The organism is Bacillus sp. 7884-1, from assembly GCF_002272245.1.
Taxonomy (GTDB): domain Bacteria; phylum Bacillota; class Bacilli; order Bacillales; family Cytobacillaceae; genus Neobacillus.
In genome coordinates this window covers 62,518-75,337 of record NZ_NPDD01000018.1, presented here as the reverse complement: position 1 = coordinate 75,337, position 12,820 = coordinate 62,518, and the positions used below count along the sequence as shown (strand labels likewise).

The window sequence follows — 12,820 nt, the reverse complement described above, 5'->3', positions numbered from 1 at the left end:
TAGTTACCTTTAACACAGCCAAAAATAAAAAAAAACGACTCTTCTGTCCCTATAAAAAGGACGGAAGAATCGTTTCCGCGGTACCACCTTCATTGATGCTTTTAGCATCCACTTGACTCCGTAACGAGGGAAACGGCTTATGTTTACATAAGCGGTGTGAACAGGGCAGGTTCAATCTTTTTCCCGTGAGAAACCTTACAGCCTTAGGGTTTCACTCTCTTTCACGTTTCCAAGTTTACTATTCCCATACCATTAACAATTTGTAATTTTATTTATTATCTATAGAAAAGACTGAAATGTCAAGGGTGTTTTTTGAATATTTAAATTTCATCTGAGTTTTATTCCACATTAGTCTATAAGTCAATTGTTACTAACTGTCCAATCAAATAATCACATATCTTTTCTGAATTTAATCTTGCCGCGATATAGGGAGGCTGTAGAACTTTTCCTCTTCCCAATGGAAATCCAAGCCAGAGAATATGATGGTCCATGAGGATAAACGGGAAGGTGTATTCTTCCTCTTGCCAAGAATTTGGCTGTAATTCTGGCCAGGACTTTTCAGAAATAACAGTTAGCGTTACTGACGGATGGCGTTTAACTAAAACATTTACCCATGACTCAGGTAAGTCAATATTAACTGGTAAGGAAATAATAATTGACGTTCGGGTATTTTCTATGTCTTTGAGGACCTTTTCTAGTTTTAGTGCATGTATCCACTGCAATTTAGGATGCTGATTTTTTATCCAAGTGCCAATTTCCTTTGTCCTAATACTTTGTCGATGTTTTTCTTGATGTTCAACAAGTTGTCTAATCGTTTTCCTATTATAGACATGCTTACGGATAAAAGCGATATTACCAACATGAATAAATTTTCCCTTTGTTCTCGTAATAGCTACATTGATAAGGCGTTCACTGTCTATTCCAGTTAAAAGCATTCCCGCACGTTCCTGTGGGTTAGAATCGACAGTGTCGAAAATCATAACATCTCGCTCACTGCCTTGAAAGCGGTGAACAGTTGCAGAAACAATATCTGCAGATAACACCTCTGTCTGATACAAATCCTGTAGTATCATGTCCATTAAATTCGCTTGTGCTCTGTAGGGCGTTACATATCCTATGGACCTTGCGCCGCCTAGGTAAGACTCATGAATTAATTGAAAAGAAATCAGCGCCTGCCAGATATTTGATCTAGAATTAGAGCTCTTTTCCGTTAAACAAAATGCACCCATATAGCTTGTATCTAAGAGGATTGATGCTCGTCCTGGAAAAGGGCATTTTTCTACTATCTGGTCTCTACTGCTTTGGACACTTTCATGGTCACCAACAAGGGAATGATAAATGTATTGATTGGTAAAAGACGAGATATCCGGGTGCATCCTCCGCTGTTCTTTTAGTAAAAATAAGTGTGGATGGAGTTTTCCAGCCTCTACCCACTCCACCACACCCGCTCGATGAAAAACATCCTCTTTTAACCATTTTGTTACAAGGGAGTCCCTTCCTGAGGCAATGGGTGGTAATTGTTTAAAATCTCCGCAAATGATTACTCTTTTACCAAGTGCAGCAGCAAAAGCAGCCTGTGGTACGTAGGCCATACTTGCTTCATCGAGTATGACAACGTCAAATTCCCTGCCATAAATAGCGGAATCACTAGCAGCTTTGGCCAGCGTCGAACCCACAACCAATGCATCCTTAACAAACTCTATTTCTTTTTGGCGGATTTTTTCCAGCACTCTTGCAAGCTTTTTCTCAAGCTCCAATAACTGATTAGAGTCTCGTTTACTAAAGGACCGTGATATATCTTGTTTTAAATTTTTCCGTTCTTCCACTAAAGCATCTTTATCCTCAACAAGACTGTGTTCTTGCTTCTTAAGAAGCTGACTAGTCGTAAGTGCTTCTTTGCTGTCCTCTGCAACGCCCGTATTATATCCGTAACGAAGCACGTCACCTTCTCGAAAGCGGCCTTTCTTTTTTATAAAGCCTGAAATTTCTCTAATTAATACGTCAACGGCTTGGTTACTGTGTGAAAGAATAAGGACTGTTTTATCTTGGAAATATTTATTAGCAGCAACTCGTGCTAATGTATACGTTTTACCAGTCCCAGGGGGGCCCCATACAAAAGTGACGGGGTTGTACTTTGAACGCAAGACCAATTCATGAACATTGCTTTTTATCTTTTCTTTGGGATGCTTTGCGGGCATCGAAGGGTTCATTAATCGATTGACTCTTACTCTTTTTGGCTTGCTTTTGTTTATTTCATCTAACCGTTCAATGAGCTGTTCAAGCAGCTCCCAAGGATCATGATAGATAGACGCTTCCGGGATTAAATCACCTAGCGATTGCTCTAATTGAACAATTATTCCCTTCCCCTCGGATGAAAGGACTCGTCCACCTTGCTTTATTCCTCCCCATACAAGTGTGATGGAAGCACCAACTGGAATTTTTAATGAAAAAGCAGTATCGAAATAATAACTAAACGTACCATCATTAGATAATAATCTGCCACTCGTTACTCTGTATTTGTTACTGCCATATTTTTTTAAGTAGATAATTTCATATTGTAATGCCTGCTGCCACTCTTTAATATTCAGAACAGTCTTCGTCATTTTCTCATCCTTCTAATAAAAATGCTTCTTATAATATATAACCTTAAATGGTGAATCAACTATAGCATGTTTACGATGCAAAAATAAAACGTTATTCCTGATCAAAAAAATTCCGACATTAATTTTACTCATTTCTAAAATATGTTCGTATTAAAATCAGTATCAAATACATATCGTTTTCTATTAAGTCTTTTTACCTATTAAAAGATTCAATTAAGCGAGGATTTTGTCATATTTATAAAAAAATCCTCGATAAAAATATTGCCGCAACCAGTTGGGAAAGAAAGGAATTATCAATGTGTTAAATGAATAGTTATTTAGTACCAGTAGGACTGGGTTGAATGGTAAACGCAAGAAGAAATCAGACCATTCTAATCCGTCTATTATGTGCTGCTTATACAAAAGTAAAGGTTACCTTCCCTGTTGAAGTGGTCGTTATCGCGATTGACGGACGGTCTCTGGGTGTTCCCCCTTTTGGGCGTTACAATCACCCCTATACAGTACCTGCCGGGAAACCGATTGAAATGTCAACTGCTCAACGAATTGATGTGCTGATAAGATCAAACCGGCCTATTAGCTCTTTTGGTCAGATAGAGTACCGCCATCATTTGAGCGATGCATTTTTAATAAATGGAAGAATTCCAATTGTAATTAAATAGCTTGATAGTCCAAAAAAGTCCTAGGTGTTCTCCAACACCTAGGACTTTTTAATGCAGTTATTTTATTTTGTTTATTGAATTACTAACCGTTTTGATGATGAAATTAATATCTTCCTGCTCGATATTTAATGGCGGTGATAACGTTAATACATTATTGTACCCGGCAACAGTGGCACCATTTTTACCAATTAATAACCCTTCCTGCTTACAGAAAGCAATCACTTGATTAACCAGTGTTACATCTAAAGGTTCCTTTGTCTTCTTATCCTTCACTAATTCAATTCCGACCAACAATCCTTTTCCGCGGACATCACCGACAAATGGATGATTTTGAAGAAGATTTGTTAACTCATTTACTACCTGGGTCCCCAGATTACGAGAACGGTCAAATAAGTTTTCTTTTTCCATAATCTCTAGGTTCTTTAATGCTAACGCACAAGCCGCTGGATTACCGCCAAAGGTGTTAACGTGACGAAAGTAATCATATTCTTCTGTACCCTTAAAGGCCTCATAAATTTCTTTCCGAACCGCTGTAGCTGAAAGCGGTAAATATGCACTTGTAATTCCTTTAGCCATTGTGATGATGTCAGGCTTAACATCATAGTTCATAAAACCAAATGGCTTTCCAGTACGACCAAACCCACAGATTACTTCATCTACAATTAAAAGAGCACCGTGTTTTTCACAAACCTGTTTGGCTGCCTTCATGTAGCCATCAGGTGGAACTAAGATTCCACCACCGGTAATGATTGGTTCCATTATCATTGCGGCTATCGTTTCGCTCAGTTCCCATGTCATTGTCCGGTCGATTTCTTTTACCGATGAAAGTTCTAAAGGATCTTTAACATTCGTATCGTCCCGATATGAATCAGGTGGAGCTACATGAATAAAACCAGGAGCTAACGGCTCGTATTTATACTTTCTTTGCGCCTGACCTGTTGCGGCCAAAGCTCCCATCGAATTCCCGTGATAGGCACGATAGCGAGAAAGTATTTTGTAACGGTTAAAATCCCCTTTTTGCTGATGATATTGACGGACGATTTTAAAGGCCGTTTCATTGGCTTCAGAACCGCTGTTTGAGAAAAAGATGACATATTCATCACCTAGCATTTCATTTAACTTTTCAGCAAGCTTTATGGCTGGGATATGGCTTTGAGTAAGTGGAAAATATGCCATTTCCTTAAGTTGTTCATATGCTGCATCGGCAAGCTCTGTTCTTCCATAGCCTACATTCACGCACCATAGTCCAGCCATTGCATCTAAATATCGCTTCCCATCCGCATCACTTACCCAAGACCCCTCAGCCTTAGTAGCCACAATGGTTGCATTCGGATTATAAGGCTTCATAGAATGCCATAAATATTTATCATCCTGCGCAAGTAATTCTTCATGTGGACGACCTGTCTGAACCATTTTCAATCCCTCCTTTTCTAAGAATCAAACCGTGATGTTATCATTTTTTTACGTGTATAAAAGTTTAAACCGTCTTTCCCATTCACATGGAGATCACCATAAAAGGAATCCTTCCAGCCGGAGAAGGGAAAGAACGCCATTGTCGCAGGAACACCAACGTTGATACCTAACATTCCCGCATCCGCTTCTTCACGGAATTGCCGGATTGCTTTTGCATTATTTGTATAAATCGTCGCTCCATTTCCATATCTCGATTTACGTATATACTCCAATCCCTCGTCTAAGTCACTAGCTCGCAGTAAACTTAAAACAGGGGCAAATATTTCATCCTTGGCAATGGTCATTTCTGGAGTAACATGATCGAAAATGGTTGGTCCTAAGAAATTCCCTTCCGAATGGTCACTCATTTCTCTGCGGCCATCACGAATTAAATCAGCACCCTCAAGCACACCTTTTTCTATATATCCGAGTACCTTATCACGATGTTCCTTTCTAATAATGGGAGTTAATAGCACCTCGTCATCCATCCCGTTTCCGATAATCAACTCATCTGCCTTTTTCGTTAAAGCCTTAACGAATGGTTCATTGTCCCCGACAACCACCACCGCACTGCAAGCCATACAGCGTTGCCCAGCACTTCCAAACGTTGAAGAGATAATATGCTGGACCGCCTTATCCATATCGGCATCAGGCATCACAATATGATGATTTTTGGCTCCGGAGAGGGCTTGAACCCTTTTTCCCTTGGCGGCTGCCCGTTCATATACATACTTCGCAACCGGCTGGGAACCAACAAACGAGATCGCAGCAATGTCTTCATGGTCAAGTAATCCATTTACGACATCATGAGCACCATGGACCACATTCAATACTCCAGGAGGGGCACCAGCCTCAGAAAACAGCTCTGCTAGTCTATTTGCCAATATCGGTGTACGCTCAGATGGCTTTAATACAAAGGTATTTCCGCAAGCAATAGCTAATGGGAACATCCAAAGTGGAACCATCATTGGAAAGTTAAACGGAGTGATTCCTCCGACAACCCCTAATGGATAACGGAACATTTCGGAATCAATTTCCTCTGCAATACCTGATAAGGTTTCCCCCATCATCAGAGTAGGTGCACCTGAAGCAAACTCTACACACTCAATTCCACGTTGAACTTCTCCATGAGCCTCTTTGTAGGCCTTACCATTTTCTAGGACGATTAATTTTGCTAGCGCTTCATGGTTATCACTTAATAAACTGTGATATTTAAAGAGTATCCGTGCTCGTTTCGGAACTGGAACCTTCTTCCACTTGTTAAAGGCTTCTTTTGCAGCTGCTACTGCTGAGTTCACATCTTCTCTCGTAGAAACAGGAACTTTTGTAAGTAATTCATTGGTTGCTGGATTTGGCACATTAAGGGTCTGATTACTGCTTGAACTTACCCATGCACCATTAATAAAATTCTGTAGTACGGTTGTATCTTTTTTTGTCACGCTCATTTGTTCTCCTCCATTGATAATCAAAATAAATCACTTTATCCCCAAATTTTGTTTAATGAGTAAACTCGAAAAATACTTTCTTGCATTTGCGGTTCCAATAATCAATGTTTCTTTTTCCTTACTTGTTGGATGGTAAAACTCAACAGAAGCACCATCTAAATGCTCATGGACAGCATTAATTCGAAAACCCTTCTGAATGAAAAAATCGAGCTTATCTCTTTCATTAAGATATTGTTGATAATCCGACATTGGACCCTCCTACAAATAAGAAATTTTCGTTATTCGAAATTTAAATTGGCAGGTGCTTCCTCTATTACTGTCACATATTCTTCTTCAATGACCCAATCACGACCAACTGAGATTCCAAGATATTTTGCATCACTCGGATCCTCCAGTTCAGCCTGTTGATACTTCTTAAACCACCAGTACTTTGCAAGCACATAATATATAGCCGCTCCAAGTACGAACCCTACCAAGAAACCATACGCCGGGAATAAATAGGAGATATAACCGCCAATGATCCAAGCAATAAACCCTGCAAGATTCACGCCGCCCCAATATCTAAATTGACCTTGGTCTTCGTATAACTCTGGAACATTCACTCGTCTTTTGCGGATTAAATAATAATCAGCAAAGAGAATTCCAACGATTGCAGACAATATACCGCCAACGATTAGAAGAATAGGGATAATAACACCGAATAACTCCCAAGGTTGAACGATTGTTCCTACAATACCTGCTGTAATAACACCTGCCCAAAATGGAAACTTTGGTCCCCCAACATTGGAGAAAATAGTTGCTGCCGGTACAACATTTGCAGCAGTATTTGTTGACCACTGTGCTAAGACAATCATTAGAAGTAATACAGCAAGGATTATTCCACTTGCTGAATCTTGCAGGGCCACCACTGGGTCTGCATTTAATACAGCAATGTAAGATACAGCACCAATGATAATCATGAAGGTTTGTGTTAATGGCATGGCAACAAGATTACCAATTAATGAATTTTTATTTCTCTTAAACCAGTTCTTTTCATTTACTGGAGCCTTCATAAAGCGTGAAATCGATGGAATATCGGCACTCAAGGTTGCCCAGAAGCCCATGTTACTAAAAATAACCACCATAAAAGCTGTAAACGCAGCGCCACCAGTGACAGGCGATTCTACCCAGCTCCAAACGTCTCTGCCAGCAGCCTGCGCTTGGTCAGATAAGGAGGAATACATCCAAATAGAGATTAAGATAATGATTGGAGCTGCTAAATCCGCAAATCGTTCAATTGATTTGATTCCTAAAGCGGTATTAATCAACTGAACAATTGCAAAAATAATGAAGCAAACAAACCAATTATCAAAACCAAATAATATATTTAAAATCCCATTCATTGCTGTCGCACCAAAATAGGTATTGATCCCAAACCAAGCAGATGCTGTTACACCTCTAGTTATCGAAGGAATATGAGTACCAATCGTTCCAAATGGCGCTCTCATATACACAGGAAATGACAAACCATGTTCGATACCAATATCAGCGATTAAGGATATAAAGAATCCAATCGCAAGGGATCCAATAATGGTTGCTAGAATAACAAGTGGCAATGATAAACTTTGTACACCTGCACCTCCAATGGCAAAGGTGGCGAGGACAACTACCATTCCGACCCACATAAACGAATAACCAAGCTTTGTGATTTTCCTATCTTTTTGTTGAATGGGTAATAAGTCTGAAGACTTTAGGTGGCTTTTTTTCATATGAACACTCCTTATTCGGTTTAAGATAAAAGAATTTAACCATTTAAATTCAAATACCGACTTTCCAATAGAGGTTTTAAAGTGCAATTGCCTGCACAAGCAAGCAATTGCAGGAGTCGTTCAACAATGAATGGAGAAAATAATATTCTATATAATGCTGCTAAATGGATAAGGTTTCATTTTGGTTTATTGGAGTATACCCATTGTATTTGGCTCTCTTTAAATACTGTCCGGTACCTGGTTTTCCTACAAACTGCTTATCACGAACGACAAATTCACCTCGAGATAAAACGGAAACGGGCTCTCCCATGACTTTCATTCCTTCAAAGGCATTATAATCGACTGCCATATGATGAGTTTCAGCGGAAATGACACGCTCTACCTGTGGATCAAAAATGACAATATCAGCATCAGACCCAATTGCAATACTGCCTTTTTTCGGATATATGCCAAATAACTTTGCGGCTCTTGTGGATGTAAGATCAACAAACTGATTAAGACTTATACGTCCCTTTCTCACCCCCTCAGAGAATAATATAGATAGACGGTCTTCAATAATTGGCCCGCCATTTGGAATCTTAGTAAAATCATCCCTTCCTAAATCCTTTTGTCCTTTAAAATCAAACGAGCATTGATCAGATCCAAGTGTTTGAAGTTGACCGCTTTTTAACGCATTCCACAGTACTTCTTGATTCCATTTCTCTCGTAACGGAGGCGACCAGACATATTTGGCACCTTCAAAATTCGGTCTTTCTAGGTAACTTTGATCAAGAACTAAATACTGTGGGCAGGTCTCACCCCAAACATCAAAGCCCTTACTCCGTGCTTCGGCAATTTTTTCAACCGCATCTGCACAAGATACGTGAACCACATATAATTGCGAGTTTGCCAGCCCAGTCAGTTTTGCAGCTCGTCCTGTTGCTTCTCCCTCTAATTCTGGTGGTCTTGTTAAAGCGTGATAAATTGGGGTTCTATTTCCTTCTGCGACTGCCTTTTTCGTTAAATAATCGATTACATCCCCATTTTCCGCATGAACCATGACAAGTGCTCCATGTTCCTTTGCAGAGACAAGCGTTCGGAAAAGCGTTTCATCATCTGCTTGGAGAACGTTTTTGTAAGCCATAAACACCTTGAAAGAGGTGATACCTTCTTCGTTAATCACATAAGGAAGTTCATTCAATACATTCTCATTGATTTCCGATATCATTAAATGAAAACCATAATCTATGACAGCTTTTTCTTTAGATTTTGCATGCCAGGTTTGAATTGCATTTTTTAACGAGTCACCTTTACTTGTTAAGCAAAAATCGATTATCGTTGTCGTCCCGCCAAAAGCTGCAGCAATGGTGCCTGTTTCGAAATCATCCTTTGTCACGGTTCCTCCAAAAGGCATATCTAAATGGGTATGCGGGTCAATGCCCCCAGGAAAAATGAGACAGCCCTTTGCGTCGATAACTTCAGCGCCATTTGCTGAAAGATTGTTGCCAATTTGAGAGATTTTTCCTTCTTCTATTAAAATTTCTGCCGTAAAGGTATCTGCTGCTGTTACAATCGTTCCATTTTTTATCAACTTGTTCATACGATTTCTCCCTTCTCATTTGTTACTATCAATCTTGCATTCTGTTGCAAGACTCAAGGCTGACTGTCTTTCGTTCCATGTCATCGGCGGTATTTCATTCGCCACTTCGACCATATCGATTGCCCCGTCTACCGGGCAGACAATGGAACATAAATTACAGCCAACACAATCTTCTTCTCTAACTTTTAGATAACTTCTACCGTTCTCGTCAGTTAACCTATCGATACATTGATGGGATGTATCCTCACAGGCAATATGGCACTTATTACAGTTGATACAAACATCCGTATTGATTTTTGCGACAATATTATAGTTAAGATCTAAATTTCCCCAATCCGAATACCTTGGAAGAGTTTTTCCAATGATTTCAGATACCGACTTTATCCCCTTACTATCTAAGTAATGACTAAGTCCTTCAATCATGTCCTCGACAATACGGAATCCGTGGTGCATGGCAGCGGTACAAATTTGCACACCTGCAGCACCCATTAACATGAACTCAACGGCATCCTGCCAGTTGGAGATCCCTCCAATTCCTGATATTGGGACGTTTATATTTGCATGACGTGCACATTCCGCCACCATATTAAGAGCAATCGGTTTAACTGCAGGACCACAATAGCCTCCATGTGCCCCCTTTCCTGCAACATGAGGGATGGTATTCCATGTATCAAGGTCTACCCCCATCAAACTATTAATCGTGTTTATCATACTAATGGCATCCGCACCACCATTGCATGCTGCTTCAGCCGTAGCTGTAATATCCGTAATGTTTGGTGTTAATTTTACGATAACAGGTGTTTTTGCCACCTCTTTTACCCAATAGGTCTGACGTTCTACAAGTGCTGGTACTTGACCAGAAGCAGAACCCATTCCACGTTCAGCCATACCATGCGGACAGCCAAAGTTTAATTCGAGACCGTCAACTCCGACATCTTCTACACGCTTAACTAATTCGTGCCACTTTTCTTGCTTTGGCTCCATCATTAAGGATGCGATAATCGCATGGTTAGGAAATCTTTTTTTTGTTTCATAGATTTCTTTTAAATTCACATCTAAGGGCCGGTCGGTTATCAATTCAATATTATTGAACCCCGCCACCCGTTGTCCGTTAAAACTTATGGCTGCAAACCTAGAGGAAACATTCAAAATTGGGTCACCTAATGTTTTCCAAACTGCCCCGCCCCAACCTGCTTCAAAGGCTCTCTGAACCTGATACCCTGAATTGGTAGGGGGTGCTGAAGCTAGCCAAAATGGGTTGGGGGATTTTATCCCTGCGAGATTAATACTCAAATCAGCCATATTGAATTCACCCCTTTAAAATAGAAATGCTTTAATATCGGAAAGCGCTTACATATTTATATCTTTTTATTTGGTCATTTACTTTGCTGTTTCCACTGCCGTAAATTGCTTATGAATGCTAAAGGCAGCTAGTTTTCCTTGTTGAGCTGCGGTAACAACCATGGCGTCCCCTTTGCCTTTTCCAAAAACAACATCACCGCAAGCATATATTTTAGGATTAGAAGTTTGATAGGTTTCTTTATTTACATATACCACACCACTATCATGTTCTAGTCCAAAGCCTTTAATTAGTTCCAAATGCCTTGTTTGTCCGATTGCTTTGATGACTACGTCTGCCGGTATGACATATTCAGAGCCTTCAACAGGATGAGGTCTTCTTCGTCCGTCTTGGTCTGGTTCACCAAGCTTCATTTTTAAACATTCAATCCCTGTCACTTTTCCATTTCCATCTCCTATAATTCTCTTCGGTGCTGTTAACCAGCGAAATTCAACCCCGTCTTGTTTGGCAAATTCATATTCAAAATCATAGGCAGTCATTTCTTCCTTTGTTCGACGATATAGGATTTTTACATGTTCTGCACCTAAACGTACAGAACAGGTTGCACCATCTATTGCGGTATTTCCTGCACCGATGACAACGGCTTGCTTTCCGACAAAATCATTCGATAATCTTCCACTTTTTGTTTTCTTTACAAACTCAATGGCATCGTAGACTCCTTCTAGGTCTTCACCTTCAATACCTAAGTCAGGTACATGTGCCATCCCCACCGCTAACACAATGCAATCGAATTTTTCAAGTAGGTCCTTTATGGAAATATCCTTTCCAACCCTTGTGTTTGTTTTGATTGTGACATTCAGCTTTTCAACTTGTTCTACTTCCCAATAAGATATTGCCTGTGGAAGCCTGAATGAGACAATTCCATAAGTATTTAAACCGCCAGCTTTTTCTGCAGCTTCAAATATCGTCACTTCATATCCAAATCTGGCTAATTCCCGAGCGACTGAAAGTCCTGCTGGTCCACCGCCAACAACAGCAACAGATTTACCATTAGCTGTTCCAGGTTGAAAAAGGGTTTGTTCATTTTTAATAGCCCAATCTGTAGCATATCTCTGAAGGTTTCCAATCATAATTGGTTTTGTGGAATGGTTTAAGACACATGCCCCTTCACACAGCTCCTCCGTTGGACACACCCTAGCGCAGCTCGCACCAACTGGATTGGAAGTCATAATAGTTTTGGCAGAACCGAGTAAATTTCCTGTCGTAATTTTTTTTATAAAAGTGGGAATATCAATGCCTGTCGGACAGGCCTTAATACAAGGTGCATCATAGCAATACAGGCAGCGATTAGATTCTTCCAACGCTTCTTGATGTGAAAGAGGACGTTCTACTTCCTGAAAGTTTAATTCCAGATTGGTATTGGAGATCCGCTGTATTTTTTCCAATAAAAAACCCTCCTTTATTCAAAAGTTAATTTACTGAAAATTCTGCATCTAGTTTTCATTTTACAGGAAGCAAAAAATTCATTACATCATACAATCTGTAAAATAGTGCTTGTATTCTACTATCCAGTATGTGAACTAGATTCTATTTAACATTTATGCGAATCCATAGTATTTGATGATGATTTGAAGGGAAAAATCGATGATTTATGTAGTAGATAAATGAAAGATATTCTTGTACCATTGTTAACCTTTTACCAATTTATCACAAATGAACAAAAAATTTTGTAAAATTCCATCGAACTTATTATGAATATATTTGAGGTAATTGGCTTTTTTAAAAATAACTTAAACTCAATGATTATAAAGGAAAATTGAAGTTAATGTGTAAGTAGATTTTCAACCAACCACAGTTTTTTTTCCAAATAAGTTCTCGACATTCGCAAATTATTTGCCGAATGTTTTTGTATATGAACAATTATTAAAGTTGCACCAAAAACTAGCAGAGGGTAATTTCTCCTCCCCAACATTCACTTTGTTTATCCTGCTATTTGAACTATAATTGTAAAATATACCATATTCAATACATGAA

9 protein-coding genes are annotated in these 12,820 nt (G+C 39.5%); 1 reads left to right on the top strand and 8 read right to left on the bottom strand.

Annotated elements, in window-relative coordinates; genetic code table 11:
* Nucleotides 1–353 precede the first annotated feature (353 nt).
* Entirely contained in the window at nucleotides 354–2,603 is a 2,250-nt protein-coding gene (locus CHI06_RS02530) for a DEAD/DEAH box helicase (RefSeq protein WP_095246846.1), read from the bottom strand.
* A gap of 341 nt (nucleotides 2,604–2,944) precedes the next feature.
* Here CHI06_RS02530 and CHI06_RS02525 point away from each other — a divergent pair, with 341 nt between their 5' ends.
* The gene (locus CHI06_RS02525) at nucleotides 2,945–3,262 is read left to right on the top strand and encodes a hypothetical protein (protein ID WP_095246845.1); all 318 of its coding nucleotides are present in this window, start codon (nucleotides 2,945–2,947) and stop codon (nucleotides 3,260–3,262) included.
* Between the two features lie 57 nt (nucleotides 3,263–3,319).
* On the opposite strand, the gene CHI06_RS02520 is transcribed toward CHI06_RS02525, so the two are convergent.
* The 7 genes from CHI06_RS02520 to CHI06_RS02490 all read right to left on the bottom strand — a co-directional run bounded on the left by CHI06_RS02520 (nucleotide 3,320) and on the right by CHI06_RS02490 (nucleotide 12,231).
* The gene (locus CHI06_RS02520) at nucleotides 3,320–4,675 is read right to left on the bottom strand and encodes an aspartate aminotransferase family protein (protein ID WP_095246844.1); all 1,356 of its coding nucleotides are present in this window, start codon (nucleotides 4,673–4,675) and stop codon (nucleotides 3,320–3,322) included.
* A gap of 17 nt (nucleotides 4,676–4,692) precedes the next feature.
* Nucleotides 4,693–6,159 (bottom strand): CoA-acylating methylmalonate-semialdehyde dehydrogenase, encoded by a 1,467-nt coding sequence (locus tag CHI06_RS02515; protein WP_095246843.1) that lies wholly within the window; start codon nucleotides 6,157–6,159, stop codon nucleotides 4,693–4,695.
* A 30-nt stretch (nucleotides 6,160–6,189) separates the two neighbouring features.
* A complete protein-coding gene (locus CHI06_RS02510; RefSeq protein ID WP_095246842.1) occupies nucleotides 6,190–6,408 on the bottom strand; it encodes a hypothetical protein in 219 nt (72 codons plus the stop codon).
* Between the two features lie 29 nt (nucleotides 6,409–6,437).
* Entirely contained in the window at nucleotides 6,438–7,907 is a 1,470-nt protein-coding gene (locus tag CHI06_RS02505) for an NCS1 family transporter (RefSeq protein WP_095246841.1), read from the bottom strand.
* Nucleotides 7,908–8,067: 160 nt separating this feature from the next.
* Nucleotides 8,068–9,486, bottom strand: a complete 1,419-nt coding sequence (gene hydA, locus CHI06_RS02500; RefSeq protein ID WP_095246840.1) for a dihydropyrimidinase — start codon at nucleotides 9,484–9,486, stop codon at nucleotides 8,068–8,070.
* Nucleotides 9,487–9,501: 15 nt separating this feature from the next.
* Nucleotides 9,502–10,788 carry an NAD-dependent dihydropyrimidine dehydrogenase subunit PreA gene (gene preA, locus CHI06_RS02495; protein WP_095246839.1) on the bottom strand — a complete coding sequence of 429 codons (1,287 nt, stop codon included), beginning with the start codon at nucleotides 10,786–10,788 and terminating at the stop codon, nucleotides 9,502–9,504.
* A 78-nt stretch (nucleotides 10,789–10,866) separates the two neighbouring features.
* Nucleotides 10,867–12,231 carry an NAD(P)-dependent oxidoreductase gene (locus CHI06_RS02490; protein ID WP_373558126.1) on the bottom strand — a complete coding sequence of 455 codons (1,365 nt, stop codon included), beginning with the start codon at nucleotides 12,229–12,231 and terminating at the stop codon, nucleotides 10,867–10,869.
* Nucleotides 12,232–12,820: the final 589 nt, after the last annotated feature.